The sequence below is a fragment of the Desulfothermus okinawensis JCM 13304 genome (assembly GCF_054654515.1).
On the sequence record NZ_BAAIEW010000009.1, the window covers coordinates 62276 to 87859 of the forward strand.

General features: G+C 33.3%; 14 protein-coding genes and 1 CRISPR repeat array. All 14 genes read left to right on the forward strand.

Annotation, left to right across the window (positions count from 1 at the left end):
• The first annotated feature begins 4 nt into the window (after positions 1–4).
• A complete protein-coding gene (locus ACYQ0O_RS05060; protein ID WP_459891234.1) occupies positions 5–1309 on the forward strand; it encodes a FliI/YscN family ATPase in 1305 nt (434 codons plus the stop codon).
• Positions 1310–1532: 223 nt separating this feature from the next.
• The gene (locus ACYQ0O_RS05065) at positions 1533–2144 is read left to right on the forward strand and encodes a class IV adenylate cyclase (protein ID WP_459891236.1); all 612 of its coding nucleotides are present in this window, start codon (positions 1533–1535) and stop codon (positions 2142–2144) included.
• Positions 2128–2439 (forward strand): ATP-dependent Clp protease adapter ClpS, encoded by a 312-nt coding sequence (clpS, locus tag ACYQ0O_RS05070; protein ID WP_075068287.1) that lies wholly within the window; start codon positions 2128–2130, stop codon positions 2437–2439. Before ACYQ0O_RS05065 ends, clpS begins: the two co-directional genes overlap by 17 nt.
• A 3-nt stretch (positions 2440–2442) precedes the next feature.
• On the forward strand, positions 2443–4659 hold the full coding sequence (gene clpA, locus ACYQ0O_RS05075) for an ATP-dependent Clp protease ATP-binding subunit ClpA (RefSeq protein ID WP_459891238.1): 2217 nt from the start codon (positions 2443–2445) through the stop codon (positions 4657–4659).
• Between the two features lie 271 nt (positions 4660–4930).
• The gene (cas6, locus tag ACYQ0O_RS05080) at positions 4931–5692 is read left to right on the forward strand and encodes a CRISPR-associated endoribonuclease Cas6 (protein WP_459891240.1); all 762 of its coding nucleotides are present in this window, start codon (positions 4931–4933) and stop codon (positions 5690–5692) included.
• Positions 5693–5716: 24 nt separating this feature from the next.
• Complete coding sequence (locus ACYQ0O_RS05085) at positions 5717–7567, forward strand: hypothetical protein (protein ID WP_459891242.1); 1851 nt, start codon at positions 5717–5719, stop codon at positions 7565–7567.
• Positions 7557–7874, forward strand: coding sequence for a hypothetical protein (locus tag ACYQ0O_RS05090; protein WP_459891244.1), 318 nt, complete (start codon positions 7557–7559; stop codon positions 7872–7874). The genes ACYQ0O_RS05085 and ACYQ0O_RS05090 overlap by 11 nt, the downstream gene beginning before the upstream one ends.
• Positions 7867–8235, forward strand: a complete 369-nt coding sequence (locus ACYQ0O_RS05095; protein WP_459891246.1) for a hypothetical protein — start codon at positions 7867–7869, stop codon at positions 8233–8235. Before ACYQ0O_RS05090 ends, ACYQ0O_RS05095 begins: the two co-directional genes overlap by 8 nt.
• Positions 8225–9418, forward strand: coding sequence for a type I CRISPR-associated protein Cas7 (locus ACYQ0O_RS05100; RefSeq protein ID WP_459891248.1), 1194 nt, complete (start codon positions 8225–8227; stop codon positions 9416–9418). The genes ACYQ0O_RS05095 and ACYQ0O_RS05100 overlap by 11 nt, the downstream gene beginning before the upstream one ends.
• A 1-nt stretch (position 9419) precedes the next feature.
• Positions 9420–10190: a Cas5 family CRISPR-associated protein gene (locus ACYQ0O_RS05105; RefSeq protein ID WP_459891250.1), complete on the forward strand. Its 771-nt coding sequence runs from the start codon at positions 9420–9422 to the stop codon at positions 10188–10190.
• Between the two features lie 2 nt (positions 10191–10192).
• On the forward strand, positions 10193–12766 hold the full coding sequence (cas3, locus tag ACYQ0O_RS05110) for a CRISPR-associated helicase Cas3' (protein ID WP_459891252.1): 2574 nt from the start codon (positions 10193–10195) through the stop codon (positions 12764–12766).
• Positions 12763–13266 (forward strand): CRISPR-associated protein Cas4, encoded by a 504-nt coding sequence (gene cas4 / locus ACYQ0O_RS05115; protein ID WP_459891254.1) that lies wholly within the window; start codon positions 12763–12765, stop codon positions 13264–13266. The genes cas3 and cas4 overlap by 4 nt, the downstream gene beginning before the upstream one ends.
• Positions 13267–13270: 4 nt before the next feature.
• Positions 13271–14266: a type I-B CRISPR-associated endonuclease Cas1b gene (gene cas1b / locus ACYQ0O_RS05120; RefSeq protein ID WP_459891256.1), complete on the forward strand. Its 996-nt coding sequence runs from the start codon at positions 13271–13273 to the stop codon at positions 14264–14266.
• 1 nt (position 14267) lies between these two features.
• Positions 14268–14534, forward strand: a complete 267-nt coding sequence (cas2, locus tag ACYQ0O_RS05125) for a CRISPR-associated endonuclease Cas2 (RefSeq protein ID WP_459891258.1) — start codon at positions 14268–14270, stop codon at positions 14532–14534.
• 130 nt (positions 14535–14664) lie between these two features.
• A CRISPR array of direct repeats spans positions 14665–25570; the repeat unit is 30 nt; unit sequence GTTGTTACATTACCTATGAGGAATTGAAAC.
• The last annotated feature ends 14 nt before the right edge of the window (positions 25571–25584 follow it).

Below are 25584 nucleotides of genomic sequence, written 5' to 3' on the forward strand. Positions count from 1 at the left end.
TATTATGAATATAAAAGAGGCTATTTCTAATATCTCCTCCCTTAAGACTACTGATAGCTTTGGAAAGATAAGTAAAGTTATTGGTCTTGTGATTGAAGGCAAGGGGCTAAACACCTCCATTGGGTCAGTCTGTGAAGTAATTATTGAAAATGGTCAGAGTTTTCCTGCAGAGGTGGTTGGTTTTAGAAATTCCACTGTACTCCTTATGCCCTATGGGGAACTCAGGGGAATAAAACCTGGATCATATATAAAAAATTCCAACACTTCTCCATATATTGGAGTAGGTCATGGACTCTTGGGAAGGGTAGTTGATTCTTTTTTAAATCCCCTGGATGGGAAGGGAAAGATAAAAGTCGATAATTTATACCCATTATATGCTGATCCCTTAAATCCAATTTCTAGAAGGCGCATAGATACACCCCTGGATGTTGGGGTAAGGGCCATAAACGGACTTATTACAATAGGAAAAGGCCAGAGAATTGCCATTATGGCAGGTTCTGGCGTGGGAAAGTCCACATTACTAGGTATGATTGCGAGATACACAAATGCCGATGTAAATGTTATCTGTCTTGTGGGGGAACGTGGAAGGGAAGTGAATGAATTTATTGAGGATTCTTTGGGGGAAGAGGGACTAAAAAAATCAGTAGTAGTGGTTGCCACATCAGACTTATCACCTCTGGTGAGGATGAGAGCAGTATATACTGCCCAGACCATAGCTGAATATTTCAGGGATATGTCAAAGGATGTTTTATTTATGATGGATTCTATAACTCGTTTTGCCATGGCCTCCAGGGAGGTTGGGCTCTCAGTTGGAGAACCACCTACCACCAAAGGATATACTCCTTCTGTGTTTTCCCAGCTACCCAGGCTACTTGAGAGGGCTGGCACATCTGATAAAGGGACCATAACTGGGATTTATACAGTTTTAGTGGAAGGAGATGATTTTACAGAGCCAATAGCAGATGCTGTTCGCTCAATAGTAGATGGGCACATTGTCTTAACAAGGGAACTGGCAGATCAAGGGCATTATCCTGCAATTGATGTGTTAAAGAGTATCAGTAGGTTGAGGTCTCAGATAATAGATAAGGAGTTGTATAAACTGGGAAATAAACTATTGTCCACCCTGGCCACATATCAAAGGGTGGAGGATATGATAAATATTGGAGCATACTCCAAAGGATCTAATAAAGACATTGATTATGCAATTGAGAAAATTGATAAAATAAATGATTTTTTGGTTCAGGATGTAGAAGAAAAATCCTCCCTTGAAGATTCTTTTTCAAGACTTAAATTAATTGTACAGGATTGATACTAAGCCTTCTTAAATGCCTTGACCATCCAGCCCCTATAAAATAAATTAATAATATGCCTATTTCTCTAACTCCACTTATTGATTGGGTTATGGATCAAGTAATTAGTGATTAGTGAAAGGTAGAAGGGTGAAGGATGAAGGTAGAAGGGCGAAGAAGACCTAAAACCTTGAACATTGAACCTTCTAAATTTTTTACTTATGTTATGGGTGAGAGATTAAAATGGCCATTGAGAGAGAGGTTAAATTTTTAGTAAAAAATGGGTTTGATAATATCAGGATGCGCTTAAAAGATTTGGGGGCAGTTTTTATAGACAAATATTTTGAAGAAAATATTGTGTTTGATTATCCCAATAAAAAATTAAAAGAAAAAGGGATACTTTTAAGACTAAGGAGTAAAAACAAAAAAAATATCTTGTGTCTTAAAAATCCCATTCCAGGCCGGGATCATGGAAATGAAAAAGTGCTTGAAGAATTTGAGAGTGCTTTTGAAAATAAGGAAAATCTCATAATTATTTTGACCAAGATTGGACTTGAAATATCTTTTAAATATGAGAAAATAAGGGAAAAGTGGCAGTTTGGTGAAACAGATGTGTGTCTGGACACCCTCCCATTTGGTGATTATCTGGAAATAGAGGGAAAGGGAGATCTAAAAAAAGTTGCAAGGGAGCTAGGACTTAACTATGAGGATGCTTTAACTATGACTTATCACGAAATAAACGCTAACATCCGGAAAAAATTGGGGCTTTTACCAAAGGAAAGTTTTGTTTTTAAAGATTGGACTAAACACAAAAAATTTAATAAAGGGGTTTTGGATTATGACAATGGAAAATAGGCCAGAACTCCACGAAGATACCTTAATAGAAGAAGAGCTCAAAGAGCCACCCAAATATAAGGTGTTGCTCCACAACGACGATTACACCACCATGGATTTTGTGGTGGAAGTACTTATGAAGGTATTTCATAAGACCAAAGAGGAGGCAGTTGCTATTATGTTGAATGTACACAAAAAGGGTATTGGTGTTTGTGGAGTATACCCAGCAGAGATAGCAGAGACAAAGGTTGCACTAGTACACAAAATGGCAAGAAAGGAAGGATTTCCTTTAAAATGTACCATGGAAGAGGTTTGAATTATGTTAAGTAAAGATTTAGAAAAGGTATTTGCCCTTGCAATTAGAGAAGTAAGGGTTAGGCACCACGAGTTTTTGACCTTGGAACACGTGCTTTATGCCTATCTACTTATCCCACAGGGAAAAAATCTCCTAAAAGATTGTGGAGTAAATGTAAATAGGTTGAAGGGACAGTTGGAAAGGTATTTTATTGACAATTTGGATGTATATCCTGAGTCCCAGGGAAGGGAAGTAATACAAACCCTGGCTGTACAAAGGGTCTTACAAAGGGCAATTTTTCATGTCCAGTCTGCTGAAAAACCCCGGGTTGAGCTGGGAGATTTTCTTGCCTCAGTAATGGAAGAGGAAGACTCGTACGCCACATATTTTTTAAAGAGTCATGGTCTGGATAGGTTGGATCTATTAGAATACATATCCCACGGACAGCCAAGGGAGGAAAAGGATAATCCAAGGGGTCAATCATTTTTAGAAAGATATACCCAGGACCTTGTTTTAAGAGCCCAGATGGGACTCATAGATCCCCTAATTGGTCGTGAAGAGGAAATCGAGCGCACAATTCAGATTCTTTCTCGTAGGAGAAAAAACAACCCATTATATGTTGGTGAGCCAGGGGTTGGAAAGACAGCCCTTGCAGAGGGCCTTGCCCTTAAAATCGCCAAAGGGGAGGTCCCAAATAAATTTAAAGATACAAAAATATATGCCCTTGATATGGGGTCTTTAATTGCTGGAACCAAGTTCAGGGGAGATTTTGAGGCCAGGTTAAAAGGCATAATCAATGAGTTAAAAAAGGGAAAAGAAAACGTAATCCTGTTTATTGATGAAATACATACAATTGTAGGGGCTGGCGCTACAAGTGGAGGTTCACTTGATGCTTCAAATATATTAAAACCTGTTTTGGCCTCTGGAGAAATAAGGTGTATAGGCTCAACAACTTATGAAGAATACAAGAACCTGTTTGAAAAGGATAGGGCACTGTCCAGACGCTTTCAGAAGATTGATATCTTAGAGCCAAGCAGGGATGAGAGCATTGAAATATTAAAAGGCCTGAAAAAATATTACGAACAGCACCACAGCATCAGGTATTCAAAAAAGGCCATAGAGGCCGCAGTGGACCTTACAATTAAATATTTGCCAGATAGATTTTTGCCAGACAAGGCAATTGATGTAATAGACGAGTGTGGTGCACATTTTTCTCTAAAAGATAGGAAAAAAAAGGTTATATCTGTTAAAGATATAGAGAATGTGGTGGCAAAAATCGCCAGGGTACCCATTAAGAGTGTGACCACATCAGATAGAGATAGGCTTAGAAACCTTGAGGTAGAGCTAAAAGAGGTAGTTTTTGGACAGGATGAGGCAATTAAACAAGTTGTTCGTGCAATAAAGAGATCAAGGGCAGGACTCAGGGAGCCAAATAAGCCAGTTGGAAGCTTTCTATTTGTTGGCCCAACGGGGGTTGGGAAGACTGAGCTTGCAAAGCAACTTGCAAATATTCTGGGCATTAACTTTTTGAGATTTGATATGAGTGAGTATATGGAACAACATTCAGTGGCCCGTCTAATCGGTGCTCCTCCTGGATACATTGGGTTTGATCAGGGAGGACTTTTAACTGACAATATCAGAAAACATCCCCACAGTGTACTTTTATTGGATGAAATAGAAAAGGCACATCCAGATCTATTTAATATCTTACTACAGGTAATGGACTATGCCACTTTAACTGATAATACAGGAAGAAAAGCAGATTTTAGACATGTAATACTACTTATGACATCCAATGTAGGTGCAAGGGATATGTCCTCTACTTCCATTGGTTTTGCAAAGGAAGAGGTTGAAGATAAATCACATATGGGTGTTAAGGCAGCAGAAAAATATTTTTCACCAGAGTTTAGAAATAGATTAGATGGTATTGTTCCCTTTAGACCGCTTAATAAAGACCTTATGAAGATGATAGTTGATAAATTTATAAAGGAACTAAATGAGCAACTAAAGGACAAAAAAGTTAAGGTTGTACTGGATGAAAGTGCCAGAGAATTTTTAGCCCAAAAGGGATTTGATCCAGACTATGGTGCAAGACCAATGAGAAGAGTTGTACAAAAGGAAATCGCAGATCCACTTACCGATGAAATCCTCTTTGGTAAACTCAGTGGGGGAGGAAAAGTACTTGTTATAGCTAAAGATACAGGGAAAGGAAAAGAGATTGAATTTAAATTTGAAAACTAAAACATATCCCTCCTTTTTAATAGTAGGCCTGAACCATTGTTCAGGCCTACTTCATAAATGGAACAAACTTATCTTTGTCTTTAAATAGCGCCCCTTATTTTGTCTGTAAGTTATTGTGATTTCAATACGATTTTTACCCTTTCTGTTATTTTTCCCAATAATTTTGGGTTCTTTCTTGAAAAATGAGAAAAAATATGAAACAAATATTTAACCCGAGTTTATTATTTTGATAAACTTGGGTTAATATATTGGTTTTCTTATGGGGTAGTTTATGAGAATAAAAATAGAATTAGTATCAAATAATAATATTTATCTTAAGAAGGGTTTTTTAAGGAGCCTGCAGGGGCTAATTTACAATCTTTTAAATGCCCCTCATGCAACCTGGCTTCATAATAATGGATTTCAGTACGAAAAAAGAAAATTTAAGCTTTTTACCTTTTCTTCCATATTGGAAAAGGGGAGATTAGATAAGAGAAATGGAGTTTTTTCTTTTCCCAAAAAGGTTAGTTTTTATATTTCTTCCCCAGTGGATTGGATTCTGGAGCAGGTGGCAATGAATTTTGTAACAGGAGATGAATTTTTTTTGGGAGAAAATAAAGTATTTTTAAACTCCATATCAATTTTATCTCCAAAAGATTTTGCCTCTAAAATTAAAATCAAATCCTTAAACCCCATAGCCATGCGATCTACAGCAGATGATGGGACCTATAAACTGTACAATCCAGGGGAAAGATTTTCTTATGCAATTAATAAAAATTTACAAAAGAAATGGGTTGCTTTTAAAGGTGAGGACTGTCCATATGAACTAAAAATTCAGCCCATTCACATCAAAAAGGCTGCCACCTGGTATGGAACCAGAGAAAAAGGAGCGGTAATCGAAGGCTGGCAGGGAATATTTGAGTTATCAGGCGATCCAGAATTTTTGAAATTTGCCTATGATGCAGGACTAGGAGAACGTACTTCCATGGGGTTTGGGATTTGGAGAGAGATAGGTGAAGATAAAAAAAATGTTAATAAGTTACATATATATTAATTTATTATCTGAATTGGAGGTAGAATGTTAAAAGAGATAATTAACTTTACGGATTTACTGGAAGAAAATAAAATTCTTGATAAAGGACGGGAAAAGAAACAAAACGAACAAGATGAAAAAAAGATTAAAGTAATAGAGGTTAAATTAAATGCAGATAAGAAGGAATGGAAGTTGAAAAAGATTCATGATGAGAATAAAAAGAAACAATATATTAAATTTTTTAATTTGTATGGACTTCCTGTAGGAAGTATCAATAATAAGAGTATAGCCGGAAGCCAAGGGCTTTATACAGCTTCTTTTTTCATGTTTAAGTATAACTGGTCTTATCAAAATAAAGAAGCACCGAATAATAACGACGAAAAGGAATGGAAAGAATTCCTAAAGAGTGTTCTTTTAAAAAAATTCAATACTACCTATAAAGAAGAAAATTATAAGAAATATAAAATTGACAAAGACATTAAAGACTATTTTAAGATTCTGGAAAGTCAAGAGAATGAGACTGATAAAAATTATCTTAATATAGTCAGCGAGTTAGTTGATGCAGTCTGGGATGCCACCAAAGAACCACCAAAGAATCAAGATCCTTTTATTATTATATTTATGATGGAAAATGATGTAGATGATTTTGAAAATAAAATAAAGAAACAACACGAGACATATCTTGATTTGAAAGTTTTTAACAAAGAAAAAAAGATTACAGGAGATAACATATATATATGTCCCGTATGTAGCCAAAAAACATCTGTTATTGCTTTACCTGCAATATTTCAAAATAGTTCAGATAAAAAGCCTTTTGTTTTTCATATAGACAGAGAATTCAATAATGGAAATAACATAGCGGTCTGTCGCCAATGTGCGTTAAAATTGGTTAATTTTAAGACCTACTTTCTCGATGCCTTTGGAGTCAATTTTTTCCCATTATTTATTACCCTTGATGGAAAAGTAGAGAATGATTTCAATAGAGAGAATATTACTCTTTTTAAAGAAAAGAATGGAGAGCTACAAAAGATTTCCTTTAGAGATATTATGAAGAAGGTTTACGAAAACTATAACGATGCAATTTATGATTTTTATCTGGTGATGTATAACGGCAAATCAGGATTTATAGATGTCGATTATGTTACTGGATATCGATATAAGTATAGAAATATGAGTGTATTTGAGATAGAAAATTTATTTAGTTCACAGCTAATTATTGGATATACTATTGATAGAAAAGATAAAAAGAAAGTAAAGATAAAAAATAATTCACTAGCTAAGAATTATTTTTCAGAGGAGGTTGACACAGGCGACAAGATTCTTGATGGATTATTATACGAATATAGGTCTAGAATATTTGAATTTGTTTATCGTGCAAAATATAGTACATTACATAAAAAAGACTTCCAAAATATCTATCTCAGAGTGTTACATAACCTGTTGAAGGCTGCTTATCGGGTAGAGATTGAAGAAAATGTATATAAAAAATTATGTAATGCTTTTCTTAGGCTTGATGAAGAATTTTGCGGAGATTTTAACCGAAAATTAGGTGAAATTAGAGAAGACCCTTGTTTCTCAGAAGAAGCATTAATGTATAAACTGGGTAGTCAGGTGCGCTTTTTGTACAAAAAAACCAAAAGAGATGAAAATAAAATAAATCCCTCTGATGTAGAACCATATTTTTATTATTCTCGTATAAGTCAATACATGGAGATGTTTATAAACCTTTTTTATAGAGTAAAAAACGAGCTGCCTTTTGAAAATATTTCTCTAAAAAAAGAACTGGCAGAAATTTTCAAAATGTTTGGAAAGTTTTTAAACAGCGAAGTTACCGATAAATTAAAAACTTTTTTTTATCTGGGATATTTCAGAGTGGGAGAATACAATGAATATTAAGGACGACAAAGAACTTGGGATTGCTATGGGAAAGCTGGCACGCTTAATAAGTCTTGCAAAGAAGGAAAATAGAAATTTATCAATTGGGGCATACACACAACTTGTTAATATATTGGTAATGATTGATATATTCAGAAAGTCGATTTGTGCGTTGGAGTTGAAAAAAACAGATATACAGGAAATAATTGTTGTGTTTAACGAAGTGTGCGAATATTTACATAACGCTAAAACAAGGCTCGTTAATGAAAATATCAAAAAGGGATTTTATATAGGATATTTCCGTGAAAAGGAGGAAAATAATGAGTGATTATAAAGAAAAAGATCCAAACTATGATTTTGGTTATCAGACCGGTCAATTGGTGTATTACTTGCTTTATCAATCCGAAGCTGAGGATAAAACACATGGGATGTTGGAACCTTTTAGGGATATTCGCGATGTGAAAACACTTTTTAAAAAACTTGAAGAACTTTTTCAAAACTATAAGCACAAGATATGGTTGGGAAACAGAGAATTTAACAGCATGTTTGCAAAGGTAGCCGAGTACGTAGCCTCTAACGAGAACCAGTTGTTTGATAATAAAATAAAAGCCGGTTTTTATGCAGGCTATTTTGATGATAATAAATTGTTTTCAAAAAATACAGAAAAAGGAGATAAAGATGAGTATTAATCAAAGTAAAGTGGCTCAAAAAAATAGCGATCAAAATAATAATCAGGCAACACAGCCCGGTAGTGGTAATAACAATGAATTTACAAAACTAGTCTACGGCCTTGTAATTATTAAAAGTGAGCTTAGCAATTGGAACGCGGATTTTACAGGATATCCAAGGCGGTTGCCCGATGAGGAGGCAACCATCTACGCTACGGATAAGGCTTTAAAGTATGCAATTCGCAAATACTGGGTAGATCATGGAAAAAAAGTTTTCGTATGGAGATCAAGATTAGGTGATGGAACTTTAAGGACAAGAGACCAAAGAATGGAATACATGAAATCTATTATTTTACCTAATGAATTTAGTAAGCAAATTGAAAAAATTATAAATGATAAATCCTTTAAAAAAGGTCTATATACTAAAAATAAGGATAAAGATGAAAATGAAGTAGATGACTTATTTAAAAGTGAGGGTGGAAAATATCTGTTAAATAAGTTAAAAGAAGTAAAAGATGATTATAAAGATGATAAAGAGCTAAAGAATACTGCTAAAGAAATTCTTTCTTTGTATAAATTTGAGAATCACCTTAAAATATTTGCATCCTGTATTGATACAAAACTATTTGGAATAACTTTTACAGGAGAAACTCCAATTGATTTAACTGGTCCTGTTCAAATAAGCTATGGCATTAATAGATTAGTCAATAATACTGTGTTTATGAGTGATATTTTAAGTCCATACCCCACAGGAGATGACTCTACTCAGGGAGGTTCTATAGGTAAAGAAAATAAAGCCCTTGAATCCTATTATGTATATGATTTTTCAGTCAACCCCAAAAACCTCACTACCCATTACGAAGATAATGACGATTTAAAATCCATATTAGAAATAACACAGGACGATATTAATGACCTTAAAGAAGCATTAAAAAAAGCCGCTACTAACCTTAATACAACATCAAAACAGGGATCGGATAATGTGCTGCTTTTATGGGTTGAGGTAGAAGATGACAAGGTTTTGCCAAGCATGAAAAGCCTTGTAAAAATCACTAAAGGCAGCAATGGTAAAGCCATAGTAGATTTATCTAGAGTGAGGGAAGTTTTGGAAAGAAAGGGAGTAAAAAATAAGGCAGAGGTCTATGCGGAAAAATCGTTGATAGATGTTGTAGGAGTTGAAGAAAAAGATGTAGAGGATCTGTAAAATGAAAGCTTTTTCTATTGATCTAGTAGGTGATATGGCTTTTTTTAAGAAAAATGATACCAATGATATGATCTTTATGAGCTATAATTTTATTCATCGTCCTGTGATACTCGGTATTTTGGGAGCAATAATGGGATATAAGGGATACGCGCAGTCTAGAGGAGATTTTCCAGAATATTATAACAAATTAAAGCATCTAAAAATAGCCATACAGCCTCATTACAACAAACCTTTAAAGAAAGTAATCACTGTCTTTAACAATGCCTCAGGGATGGGGTCTGATGAAAAAGGAGCATGGCAGATAAGAGAACAAATTCTCGTAGGAGAGCCTTACATTCGCTACACTGTTTATGTACTTTATGATGAAAATGATAAAGAATGCCAGAGATTAAAGAAAAATCTTGAAGAGGAAAAAGCAGTGTATCTTCCCTATTTTGGGAAAAACGAATTCCCTGCTTATTTTGAAAACTTTATTTGCTACAAAAATGTGTGGAAAATAGAAGAAGATAACTACCTATCTTTTAGTTCTATTGTGCTTGCTGACACTGTAGAAAAAAAAGAATTATTGTGGGAGGACTTGAATTTTTTCAGTGAAAAAAACGAGGACTTTGCTATTTATGAAAATCTGCCCGTGGATTTTGATAAAAATGGCTATTATCGTAAAGAACTGGCTGTCTGGACAAGCATAAAATTAAAGCCCAAAAACATTATAGAAAAGCCTGTCCTATTTTATTGTGTAGATGATAAAAATCTGCAATTTGTAGGGAGGTAAAGTTGATTCTTTTTAATGAAAAAAAAGCAAATTTAAATGAGTACTCCGCTCATTCCAGTAAGGAAAAAGAAAAAGAGCCTTTTGTAGAGCACGCAGAAAGGACATTTAAATATTGGGATAAAATTAACCAACTATGGGAAACAAAATATATTTTCCGATCATTGGTCAAAGACTTATTACGAGAAGAAAAGGTAGATTCCATTGTTGAAACATTGGGAGAAATTGTCAGGTGGCATGATTTGGGAAAACTTACTTTTGATTTTCAAAAAAAGCTTGATGGAGAAGAAAACAATACAACTCACAGTGATAAGAGTTTTGTCACCTTATTATACTTGCTTGCTTTAAAATTGGGCAACCAAGAATTGAGCCAAAAAAGTTTTGGTCTTTTAACTATTCTTTTGTATTCGGTATATAAACATCACGGGCGATTAAATAATGTTTTGGTTGATTTTAAAGAAATACAATTAAAAGAAGATAAGTCTCAGATAAAACATATTCTCAATGTATTAGGCGTTGAAATTGCAGAAGGAGATTCAATATTCGAGGCATTTTTTAACGGGATTTTCTGGAAAAATCTCAGCGGGTCATTTGAAAAACTGATTTCAAAAGACTTTTTAAACAATTTTAATATGTACACTTTACTCAAGCTTTTTCATTCCACATTAATCAGTGCAGATTATTTTGCTACTATGGAGTATCACCGTGGAGAGGAGCTTGATTTTAGAGTGATAGATAAAAAGCTTTTTGATGATGCTTGGAAATCTTTTCATTCACTAGAGAAAATAAATGGGAAACACAACTTTAACCCAGCCATAAAGAAAGAATATGATAATTTGAAAAATACAGAAATTGAAGATATTAAAATAAATAATAATAAATCAGAAGCCTTAAACAAAGTCCGTTCCTGGCTCAATGTGCAGGCAGAAGAAAGCCTATCTCAAATTTTAAAAAATGGTCAAAGCAATGTTTATTTCCTAAACATCCCAACTGGCGGAGGAAAGACCAATATTTCCTTAAGGCTTGCGTTGAGGATTATAAAAGAAAAACAAAACATTAAGAAACTGTTTTATGTGTTTCCTTTTATAAATCTTATTGATCAGTCTTATGATTATATTGCCAGATTTTGGGGGCAGGATAATGTGGCAAGACTGGATTCTCAGTTTATACCTCCAAACAACAACGAAAATGATGATTATAATTTTGTTTATGCAAGATATATTGATCAACTGTTTTTTAATAAGCCTGTGATTTTTTTAAGTCACGTAAAATTCTTTGATTTGTTTTTAAGAAATGCAAAAGAACCCAACTACAATTTTTATCAACTTGCCAACAGTGTGGTAATTATTGATGAGATTCAGGCCTACAATGATAAAGTATGGACAGAAGTCATAACACTCTTAAACGAAGTTGGAAAAAGGCTTAACACCTATTTTATAGTTATGAGCGCCACCTTGCCCCAGTTGGAAAACTTGCTGGAAAGTGAAGAAGCAAGCAAAAATATTGTTTATCTTTTTGATAATGATTTAAGAGAACAAATATTTAACCATGAGGTTTTTAAGAGAACCAGAATAAAGGTCAATATTAATAAGTTTAAAAAAGAAAATTTGCTAAAAAAAATGGAGAATTCCATAAAAGAAGATCAAAACATAAAAAAGATTCTCGTTGTATTTAACACCGTAAAGGATTCTAGAAAGTTTTTTGAGGAAATTGAGAAAGATAAGAAAAAAATTTTTAAGGGGTTTCAGAAAATGCTTTTAAATTCTACTATTTTGAAAAAACAGCGAGAAAGCATTATAAAAGAATCAAAAAAAGAAGAGGCAAAGATGATCCTTGTATCGACTCAGTCTGTAGAAGCTGGTGTGGATATTGACTTTGACCTAGGATTTAGAGAATATGCTCCTTTAGATTCTATCATGCAGGTAGCGGGAAGAATAAACAGAAATAACAAAAAAGATATATGTGACTTGTATGTGTTTAATGATGAGAGAGAAAAGGATTTATATACTTCAACAATGGTTTATCGCGGAGGAAAAAAAGGAGAAATAACAAAAAAGATAAGAGAATATTGGAAAAATAGTGAAGATATTGAAATATCAGAAAATTCTGTGGAAGAATATTTTGAAAACATCGTAGGAAAAATAAAAGAACAAAATGCAAATATCTTTGTGGAAAGTTCTGCAGAGAATATCAAAGATATAAAGACCCTTTATTTTAAAAATATTGATGGAAAAATAAGGCTGATAGAAGGAGATAATATTTCTCTTTTTATCCCTTATGATGAAAAAGGGGAAAATCTGTGGAATGAATATATCCGACTCTTTGAAGAGAACGAGTGTGATCCTATGAGAAAAATCATCGAAATAAAAAACAAGCAAAGAAAACTCATTCCTTATGTGGTCAATATTTTTAATTCTTGGATTAATGGAAAAATTAAAATGGGAGATTTATTAAAATCCGAAATTCAATACGGGTTTTATTATTGCAATGATTGGAGAAAATATTACGATATTGAAAAAGGGCTGGATTTAGAAGGATTCAAAGAACAAAAAATCGGAAGAGAATTTGAGATTATATGAAAAATGAACTAGAAATCACTTCTTCTATTGTAGAAGCCTATATTTTTTGTAAAAAACAAGCCTGGTTAATGTCGCGTCAGATTACAGGAGATCAATATAATGATTTCCTGGCTATAGGTAGATTAATTTCAGAAGAAAGTTATAAGAGAGATAAAAAAGAAATTTTAATTGATGGAGGAAAAATTGATTTTATACGGAATGATAGGGGGATTCTTACATTGGTAGAAGTTAAGAAAAGTGAAAAATTTTTAGAGGCTGCTAAAATGCAGTTGTTATATTATCTTTTTCGATTAAAAAATAAAGGATATAGTGTAAAAGGTGAGATACATATCCCAAAATCAAAGAAGGTCTTTTTGATAGAGCTAAATGAGGAAAATGAATTAAATTTAAAAAAGATATTAAAAGAAATAGAAGAGTTATTAAATAGAGAAAGATTACCTGATGTAAAATTTTCCTCTAAATGTAAAAATTGTTCTTATTTTGAATTTTGTTGGAGTTAATAACGTGTTAGAAACTCTTTATATATTCACCAGTGGATATCTTAAAAGAAAGGATAATACTCTCTTTTTTGAAACTGAAGAAGGTAAAAAGAAATTTATTCCTGTAGAGAATACTAAAGAAATTTTTGTATTCGGAGAAGTTACTTTTAATACAAAACTTTTAAATTTTCTAACTCAAAAAGAAATAATTCTTCATTATTTTAATTATTATGGATACTATTCTGGAAGTTTTTATCCTAGAGAACACTATAATTCTGGTTTTATGATCTTAAATCAGGCAAGAGCATATGATGATATTGATAAACGTTTGTATTTATCAAAAAGGTTTGTGGAGGGAGCAATCAAAAACAGTTTAAGGGTACTTAAGTACTATAAAAGAAGGGAATATGATTTAGATAAAGAGGTTACTTTATTGGAAGATGTTCTTCTAAATATTGATAGATGTTCTAGTATTGACGAACTTATGAGCTTTGAAGGTAAAGCCAAAGGTATTTACTATAATAGCTTTAATAAAATACTTGATAATGAAGATTTTTATTTTGAAAAAAGAACTCGTCGTCCCCCAAAAGACTATTTAAATGCTCTTATTAGTTTTATTAATAGTTTGATATATACTTATGTTTTAAGTGAAATATACCAGACCCATCTTGATCCTAGAATCGGGTTTTTACACTCCACTAATTTTAGAAGATTTTCTCTTAACTTAGATATAGCTGAAATATTTAAGGTAGTTATTGGAGATAGACTTTTGATTTCTCTTATAAAGCACGGAATAATATCCAAAAAGGATTTTGATAAAAGTGTTGGGAGATTGATATTGTCAGACAAAGGAAAAAAGAAAATTTTAGAAAAAATGGAAGAATTTTTGTCCAGGACTATAACTTATAGAAAGATAAATAAAAAAGTGAGTTATAGAAGACTGATAAGACTTGAGCTTTATAAATTGGAAAAATATCTTATTGGTGATGAAGACTATAAACCTTTTGTAATGGAATGGTAGGATGTTTGTTATTTTATATTATGACGTTAATCAAAAAAGATGTGGAAAGATGTTAAAATTGTGCAGAAGGTACCTGGAATGGGTCCAAAACTCTGTATTTGAAGGAGAAATCACTAAATCCAGGTTGGAAAAATTGAAAACCGAAATAAAAGACATACTGGTGGAAGAAGATGGTGATTCAGTGATAATTTATTCTTTTAGAAGTTTACTTTATAGTAGGCGGGAAGTGGTTGGAAACGATAAAAAGGAAGACTCTAAATTTTTGTAAAATTCTGTCGCTTGGAGATAGTGTAAAAAAGCTATCAGTGTGACAGAAAAAAAGAGGAGTAACTAGTTCTGAGAGGAGACAAAAAAATAATTTCTTGAAAAATCAAAAAATTTTTTTAATTATTTCATTGGTTGTTACATTACCTATGAGGAATTGAAACAGATAGGAGAAACAGATCAAGCGGAGGGTTGTGATTGTTGTTACATTACCTATGAGGAATTGAAACACAATATACGATGCTAGCCCATTAGAGGGAGCAGTTGGTTGTTACATTACCTATGAGGAATTGAAACAGAAAATTCCACAAGTTCCTCTCCTGAAGCTTGCGGGTTGTTACATTACCTATGAGGAATTGAAACAGGTCTTCTTCTGTTAATTGGGGAATTTTTGTAGTTCGTTGTTACATTACCTATGAGGAATTGAAACTGAAAATAACAATTTGAAATTTCAATATTATGAGAAGTTGTTACATTACCTATGAGGAATTGAAACGGATATACAGCTTCAATTTTAGGACTTCCACTAACGTTGTTACATTACCTATGAGGAATTGAAACAATAAACGTTTCTGTTGCTCTTGCTGGTTAATTAAAGTTGTTACATTACCTATGAGGAATTGAAACGGGACCCGTACCTTATCTTTCCACCCATCCCTTACAAGTTGTTACATTACCTATGAGGAATTGAAACCTTCCTACATATGAAAGAGATTTTATTGGTTATCTTAGTTGTTACATTACCTATGAGGAATTGAAACTCTCCAACAATAAAAGAGTCTGAATATGTTTTACTGCGTTGTTACATTACCTATGAGGAATTGAAACCGGACAACCTCTTAAAAGACCTGCAAATAGATTTTAAGTTGTTACATTACCTATGAGGAATTGAAACCTCTTCACACCAGCCTTTAAAACGGCTTCCTGTGTTTGTTGTTACATTACCTATGAGGAATTGAAACTCTCTTGGCTAACACTGTTAGGTCGTCCCCACCCCGTTGTTACATTACCTATGAGGAATTGAAACGCGAAATATTTATAGTCTTGCTTGTGTGTATTTGGGGTTGTTACATTACCTATGAGGAATTGAAACTATAGACAAAATATACCATAGACGATGTCACGACTGGTTGTTACATTACCTATGAGGAATTGAAACAACTATTATTTTAGGAGAAAACGGTTCAGGCAAGAGTTGTTACATTACCTATGAGGAATTGAAACACATAATGCCTCCTTATTAGCCCTTTTTTATAGTTAGTTGTTACATTACCTATGAGGAATTGAAACCAATATTCTAGATATTTTTTATAAAGGTCCTTAGTTGGTTGTTACATTACCTATGAGGAATTGAAACCTGAAATCAAAAAAGAACTCGCAGACGGAGGCCACGCGTTGTTACATTACCTATGAGGAATTGAAACTTCTTGTTCTTTAATAGATTATCCAGAAAAAATATCGTTGTTACATTACCTATGAGGAATTGAAACTAAGCTTGAAAATAACTTAAATATTGATTTGCACCTGGTTGTTACATTACCTATGAGGAATTGAAACTCCAATATAGAATGGAGAATTTATTTAAAATAGCAAGTTGTTACATTACCTATGAGGAATTGAAACAAAATTCAAAAAAAAATTATTAGTAAATTGAAATTTGTTGTTACATTACCTATGAGGAATTGAAACCCACCTGCATCCCAGGCAGCCTGGACCGCATCATTAAGTTGTTACATTACCTATGAGGAATTGAAACAAATCTTGACCAACTATATTGTCTTGATCATCGTATGGTTGTTACATTACCTATGAGGAATTGAAACGAAGATTGCCCCTCCTGGGTTGTCTCCTGGGGTTCTTGTTGTTACATTACCTATGAGGAATTGAAACTCAACTGGGCCAACATTGCTTCTACTGCATCGGCTAGTTGTTACATTACCTATGAGGAATTGAAACTGGTAAGTACCAGTTGCCTTCTCTTTTCCAAACATGGTTGTTACATTACCTATGAGGAATTGAAACACATTTGTATTTGTGGGTGTGCTTTTTTGTGCATACGGGTTGTTACATTACCTATGAGGAATTGAAACCAAGATGTATAAGGAGTCCAATATGGAAAAGTTAAAGTTGTTACATTACCTATGAGGAATTGAAACACTTTTTTTAAATTTACCTGCATATAACAATCCAAGTTGTTACATTACCTATGAGGAATTGAAACACAGATATTTCATCATGTGGTATCATTTTGAAAAACTGGTTGTTACATTACCTATGAGGAATTGAAACTCTTGTTTACGCTGTTCCGAAAGGGACAAGGTTGCCTGTTGTTACATTACCTATGAGGAATTGAAACGGTAATTTTTTTATTCCTATTTCTTTATAAATAGGAGTTGTTACATTACCTATGAGGAATTGAAACGAGCTTTAAATAGTTATGCTGACTCAGCAACAGATTTGTTGTTACATTACCTATGAGGAATTGAAACTAATCTGGGCCTGCTATGGTTTTAATAGCCCTGGTATGTTGTTACATTACCTATGAGGAATTGAAACAGACATAAGATCAAAAAAAAATTATTTTGATCTTGGGTTGTTACATTACCTATGAGGAATTGAAACTAATATTATAATATTCTCCCCACAATCCTCTTCTTTCGTTGTTACATTACCTATGAGGAATTGAAACATCGTTGACTATATATTGGAGCCAATAGAGTTTTTCGTTGTTACATTACCTATGAGGAATTGAAACTACATCTTTCTTTAGATATAAAGGATTATGACTCTGTTGTTACATTACCTATGAGGAATTGAAACTACTTTTCTAGTTCTAAGATTTCTTTTATTGCTTTAGTTGTTACATTACCTATGAGGAATTGAAACTCCAGTAATTGCTCACCCACCCAATTTTTGGAATTAGTTGTTACATTACCTATGAGGAATTGAAACAAATGTAAATGGTAGGCAACAAGTCAGAGTGCTTAGTTGTTACATTACCTATGAGGAATTGAAACAGTAGTGTTGCATCCATCTTTTGGCAGGCTGGGGGGTTGTTACATTACCTATGAGGAATTGAAACAAAGACTTCAAAGACAGCTTTCGAGGAAACAGAAAAGTTGTTACATTACCTATGAGGAATTGAAACTGTTAGGCTTTCTGAATTAGCTACATTTTGCCCTAGGTTGTTACATTACCTATGAGGAATTGAAACTGTAATACTACTTGGTAATCTTTTTCATTTCCTTTTGTTGTTACATTACCTATGAGGAATTGAAACAAAGTTCTGAGACTATTGCCCACTTACCTTGTGTTAAGTTGTTACATTACCTATGAGGAATTGAAACTCTCTCAATATGCATCCAAAGGGGCTAAGGTTTTGGGTTGTTACATTACCTATGAGGAATTGAAACAGGGTTAATCCTCTATCTCTTAAATATCTAATCTGCGTTGTTACATTACCTATGAGGAATTGAAACAGATATACCTTTTACGCCTGCACCAGATTTGAGTGAGTTGTTACATTACCTATGAGGAATTGAAACTAATCAATGGCGTGTGCTAATAGTCTTACTCCAGCGTTGTTACATTACCTATGAGGAATTGAAACTAAACCAATACTTTGGTGCCCCCAGTTAAACAAGGGGTTGTTACATTACCTATGAGGAATTGAAACGTTTTACTAAAAAGGAGGTGTAATATGACACATAAAGGTTGTTACATTACCTATGAGGAATTGAAACGATGTTACAAACAATTTAAAACCCAGAGTAGCCACTGTTGTTACATTACCTATGAGGAATTGAAACATTTTCAGATATTCTTAGCATAGAAGAGAGATACGTGTTGTTACATTACCTATGAGGAATTGAAACTTTGATAATTTTTCTAAGCAAGAGAAAGTATTAGTAGGTTGTTACATTACCTATGAGGAATTGAAACACGAGATGTTGGCTATCTTGTTGAAACAGAGTATCCTGTTGTTACATTACCTATGAGGAATTGAAACGTATCAAAAGAATTAGCGACTAGCGTAGATATTGCAGTTGTTACATTACCTATGAGGAATTGAAACTAAAGATGAGAATTATATTAAGCACTGGTTTATCTTGTTGTTACATTACCTATGAGGAATTGAAACAAAGAAGATTCTATATTAAAGGTAAACCAAGCACAAAGTTGTTACATTACCTATGAGGAATTGAAACCTGTTAAGTGCGGCTTTTTCTTTTTTAAGTTGTTCAAGTTGTTACATTACCTATGAGGAATTGAAACCAGATGGTATATGATTTACTTGAACAAGGCAAGACAGTTGTTACATTACCTATGAGGAATTGAAACCAGCATTGTTAGTACGGTGGGGCTGTAAGATTTTTCAGTTGTTACATTACCTATGAGGAATTGAAACTATCATAAATAGGAAAAATTAGCCCCTTTTTCCAAAGTTGTTACATTACCTATGAGGAATTGAAACACTTATTTAGAACAGAAAGAATATGATAGATTTATAGTTGTTACATTACCTATGAGGAATTGAAACAGTGCAAGCTAACATACCTCTTCATAAAACTGTTCTGTTGTTACATTACCTATGAGGAATTGAAACGCACTTTTTAGGTTAACTAGGACAGACTTATTATAGTTGTTACATTACCTATGAGGAATTGAAACAAATTTATACCAGTTCTAAAAGCCTGCTCTCTTATCCGTTGTTACATTACCTATGAGGAATTGAAACTTTTTTAACTAATTGTAAATACTTTGACGCATAGATTGTTGTTACATTACCTATGAGGAATTGAAACTGGTAATGCTAAAATTAGAGATTATGCTACTATCTGTGTTGTTACATTACCTATGAGGAATTGAAACGAAGAATTTAAGAATCATTGGGGTTTGGTAGTATTTGTTGTTACATTACCTATGAGGAATTGAAACATTTTATGTTATGCTGTGTCTAAAGAGCAAAACATAGGTTGTTACATTACCTATGAGGAATTGAAACAAAAAATATGAACTATTAAAAGATAATTATATTGTAGGTTGTTACATTACCTATGAGGAATTGAAACTTGGATTAAGGGAATATCTAAAAATGGTATAGAAAGCGTTGTTACATTACCTATGAGGAATTGAAACGTTTTTTTTAGTTCTTGGTTAACACTTTGCTTAACTGTTGTTACATTACCTATGAGGAATTGAAACTCATAAGTTAAATTTCTACTTTCTAAAAATTCTTTTGTTGTTACATTACCTATGAGGAATTGAAACTCAATTATTTTAGGTAGTTGGGGGATATCCAATGATGTTGTTACATTACCTATGAGGAATTGAAACACATAAGACTAACAGAAGATGACATATAAAAAGGGGGTTGTTACATTACCTATGAGGAATTGAAACGAAGAAGGCAATTTAATTTTAGATCCTTTTTTAGGCTGTTGTTACATTACCTATGAGGAATTGAAACCAATTAATGCTGATGATTTAATAATTTCTGATAATCTGTTGTTACATTACCTATGAGGAATTGAAACATAGAATTCAAACAAAAAGGTTGTTCTAAGGAATAAGTTGTTACATTACCTATGAGGAATTGAAACTTCTAATTGTAGGATACCCTGCATCATCTAAAGCCAGTTGTTACATTACCTATGAGGAATTGAAACTCTACTTTAGCATTAACTGGAATTATATCTAAAGCCCGTTGTTACATTACCTATGAGGAATTGAAACGCTAATTGCTTTCTAACTTTAGTGCTGTGCATTCCTGTTGTTACATTACCTATGAGGAATTGAAACTTCCTAATCTGCTAAAGGACAGGATCTTTAAAATCCTGTTGTTACATTACCTATGAGGAATTGAAACAGTCTAAAGGATTGACACCAACAACAGAACTACTTAGTTGTTACATTACCTATGAGGAATTGAAACTTATATTTACAGAAGAATACTAAGAGACCAGTAACAGTTGTTACATTACCTATGAGGAATTGAAACTGGCAACAAAAATGACTGACGATTACAAAAAATGGTGTTGTTACATTACCTATGAGGAATTGAAACCAGCAAAATATGTCTTACCAGAGCCAGGAACGCCAGGTTGTTACATTACCTATGAGGAATTGAAACTTCTTAGTTCTTATGCTTTTATTTGCTTGTCCTGTTGTTGTTACATTACCTATGAGGAATTGAAACACATTAAGGATAGCAGTGTTGGTTCCTGAAAATGCTTGTTGTTACATTACCTATGAGGAATTGAAACATAAAATACTGAAAAATTTTGCCTTTATATTTTTTTGTTGTTACATTACCTATGAGGAATTGAAACTATATTTCTTTTACCCCCGTGCATCTTGGTCTCCGGTTGTTACATTACCTATGAGGAATTGAAACCACCATAATCTAACTCTGCATAATTTTTTAAAGTAGGTTGTTACATTACCTATGAGGAATTGAAACTTATTTTTCCATCTAACTTCTATTTGTTTTAGTGGAGTTGTTACATTACCTATGAGGAATTGAAACCCGCATTGCCTTGTATATAGTATATAATCATTACTCAGTTGTTACATTACCTATGAGGAATTGAAACTAGTTTTCCTGATTAGAATATTTATGATTTACTTCTTTAGTTGTTACATTACCTATGAGGAATTGAAACGATTGCCACAAGCCCAACACTTCCAATAACCATAAAGTTGTTACATTACCTATGAGGAATTGAAACATCGTTGACTATATATTGGAGCCAATAGAGTTTTTCCCGTTGTTACATTACCTATGAGGAATTGAAACTAGATTGTAATTCCGTGAAATTCAGCAGAGCCATCTTTGTTGTTACATTACCTATGAGGAATTGAAACAGCTTATTTATAAATTTATACAACATCTTAAAAATTGTTGTTACATTACCTATGAGGAATTGAAACATTTATGTAATTCTCTACACTCAAATGCTTTTTTTATGTTGTTACATTACCTATGAGGAATTGAAACTTGTCCAGAATGCCATCTTTTAGAAAAGCTTCCAAGTTGTTACATTACCTATGAGGAATTGAAACGTAGTCATAATAGGTAAGCCATTTGGGTCGTAGATTGTTGTTACATTACCTATGAGGAATTGAAACTAAACTAAAATATGATAATGTGGCGCTCCCCGCATGTTGTTACATTACCTATGAGGAATTGAAACTATTTTAGTTTATGATGTTTTTTTATCTTCTAAAAAGTTGTTACATTACCTATGAGGAATTGAAACGCAGAAGGGCTATATCGACGCTTATAAAAATTCCATAGTTGTTACATTACCTATGAGGAATTGAAACAGTATAAATGTGATGTTCTTGGAATTTCCTATATTAGTTGTTACATTACCTATGAGGAATTGAAACGCCTTTCCTGTATTTATCGAAACCCCACATGCAATGGTTGTTACATTACCTATGAGGAATTGAAACTATTTTAGCTACTTTATGTTCCTATTCCAAAACTTAGTTGTTACATTACCTATGAGGAATTGAAACAAATTACGTATCAATATAACAAAGGCAAAAAATCTTGGTTGTTACATTACCTATGAGGAATTGAAACTGACTATAAAATTGAAAGCGGAGCCGAGTGTGGGAAGTTGTTACATTACCTATGAGGAATTGAAACAAAGTTATAACAAAACGCCAAACTCTTTTAATCACTTGTTGTTACATTACCTATGAGGAATTGAAACCCTACTACTAAGTCTATTGTTAAAACTTCTGTTAAGAGTTGTTACATTACCTATGAGGAATTGAAACAAGTTACATTCTGGCCAATTATCTCCAGGCTATTATGTTGTTACATTACCTATGAGGAATTGAAACTCTTCTTCTGATTCTTCTTTCTCTTCTGATTCTAATGTTGTTACATTACCTATGAGGAATTGAAACGATTTTACAGCATCCCATCTTTGATAACAACCCCAGTTGTTACATTACCTATGAGGAATTGAAACGCATTAAGTTGTTTTATTGCCTCTTCTGAAGAGACAGTTGTTACATTACCTATGAGGAATTGAAACTAGCCTGGTCAGATCCAACGCCACCAGGTGCTTTTAGTTGTTACATTACCTATGAGGAATTGAAACTTGCTTGCTTCTATAATTAGTGTACTGTCATAGTCTCGTTGTTACATTACCTATGAGGAATTGAAACATGTATATCCCCCCTAAAGCAATAGAAAAAGTCGACAGTTGTTACATTACCTATGAGGAATTGAAACTTATCAAATGTTATTTTGGCCCCTGCCGCTTCAAGTAGTTGTTACATTACCTATGAGGAATTGAAACGCATCAGATAACCCTTTATCCTCCAGATTACGCCCGGTTGTTACATTACCTATGAGGAATTGAAACCAAATAAATAAATTTTTAGCATTTATTCCCTTATAAGTTGTTACATTACCTATGAGGAATTGAAACATATTAAAAACTCTTTTATATATAAGACCAAACGCAAAAGTTGTTACATTACCTATGAGGAATTGAAACAAATATCTAATAATTCGCCAACTGTTACCTTGCCAGTTGTTACATTACCTATGAGGAATTGAAACTATTTTAATTTATGATGTTTTTTTATCTTCTAAAAAGGTTGTTACATTACCTATGAGGAATTGAAACGCAGTGTTGACAGAAATACCGGTAAAATCCATAAAACAGTTGTTACATTACCTATGAGGAATTGAAACATATTAAAAACTCTTTTATATATAAGACCAAACGCAAAAGTTGTTACATTACCTATGAGGAATTGAAACTTAGAAGGGTGGCTCGTCTTGTTCATTTTGGATTTCGTTGTTACATTACCTATGAGGAATTGAAACATTGCTCATTGTAATATTCTTCCAACAATATTTTGTGTTGTTACATTACCTATGAGGAATTGAAACAAGATCTCATTTGCCCTTTTCTTGGCCTCTTGCATCCGTTGTTACATTACCTATGAGGAATTGAAACAAGAATTAATTAAAAACAAGCAAAGGGGGTTTAAGAGTTGTTACATTACCTATGAGGAATTGAAACTAAATTCGCCATTGGCCACACTGGCCTTAAAATCCAGTTGTTACATTACCTATGAGGAATTGAAACACATGATGATAATTAACGTGATGGGCAAATTTTTTCGTTGTTACATTACCTATGAGGAATTGAAACTCATTTATGCGGATCATGGTCCCGCCACCATCTATGGTTGTTACATTACCTATGAGGAATTGAAACTTGATCATAAAGAGCTTACTAAAGAGGAAAGGGCAAGTTGTTACATTACCTATGAGGAATTGAAACAGATATCTGCCTCATCTGGGACCTCACCCCTGGCTCGTTGTTACATTACCTATGAGGAATTGAAACTCTTTATATAACTTCATATAATCTAAAGTTTGCAACGTTGTTACATTACCTATGAGGAATTGAAACAAATCCAAATCTATATGTTTATTTTTATAATCAGAAGTTGTTACATTACCTATGAGGAATTGAAACAATAATGCAGAAGTGCCAGCCACAGAGATCTACAACGTTGTTACATTACCTATGAGGAATTGAAACTGATTTAAGTGAATTTGATGAATCCTTAATTGATCAGTTGTTACATTACCTATGAGGAATTGAAACTTTAAATCGTTAACAAGCTCACTTTCACTAATACTAGTTGTTACATTACCTATGAGGAATTGAAACACTAACTTTGTAATCTGTTTTGTAGGATGTTTTCTCGTTGTTACATTACCTATGAGGAATTGAAACCAAAATTTACCACACCTGAAGAGCTCTTTGGATCTTAGTTGTTACATTACCTATGAGGAATTGAAACCACTATGTGTGGGGAAGTGATGGGAGCGACGTCCTTTGTTGTTACATTACCTATGAGGAATTGAAACATAATTGCTCCTGATAAGACACAGTAAAAAAATCTGTTGTTACATTACCTATGAGGAATTGAAACTATAAAAGCCCTGTCTTCAGAATCCAAATCTATATGGTTGTTACATTACCTATGAGGAATTGAAACATAATAGGAAGAGCCAAAGTCTTTATAGATTGGGTTAGTTGTTACATTACCTATGAGGAATTGAAACAATTAATATCTACTTCATCACCTAAAGCATAAGGTCTGTTGTTACATTACCTATGAGGAATTGAAACAGTCGCTTCCGCTTATAAATACTCCGTAGGCGGGTTGTTGTTACATTACCTATGAGGAATTGAAACTAGGATGATAATGGGTGTATTTGATTTAGCAAAGAAGTTGTTACATTACCTATGAGGAATTGAAACTCAGATAACCAGAACCGTAATAAGTAACATTTACACGTTGTTACATTACCTATGAGGAATTGAAACACCTCTTCACCTATAGCAAAACCCTTCTTTGCCAAGTTGTTACATTACCTATGAGGAATTGAAACTCTTTTGTAAAAGCCATCCCTTTAAGCCTCCTTTAAGTTGTTACATTACCTATGAGGAATTGAAACTCTTTTTTCTTTTCTCCTATTAGTTTTATTAATTCTGTTGTTACATTACCTATGAGGAATTGAAACACGCTCGTATCAAAATTTTGTTGGGTTAAAGCCTGTGTTGTTACATTACCTATGAGGAATTGAAACTACTTTCGCAACTGCGTATATCTAACACCCCAAAGGTTGTTACATTACCTATGAGGAATTGAAACTTAGAAACATTAGACTGAGATTGAATTGGTAAAGAGGTTGTTACATTACCTATGAGGAATTGAAACACGCTCGTATCAAAATTTTGTTGGGTTAAAGCCTGGTTGTTACATTACCTATGAGGAATTGAAACACACTATCTGCCGTGGAAGGTTGGATCCGTTTTTTTAGTTGTTACATTACCTATGAGGAATTGAAACTTTGTGTAACATATCCCCTGCCTGTTTGCGGAATCGTTGTTACATTACCTATGAGGAATTGAAACATACTAATAGCAATCCTTGTTTTAGTCTTTTTTACCGGTTGTTACATTACCTATGAGGAATTGAAACATCCTTTAGACTTG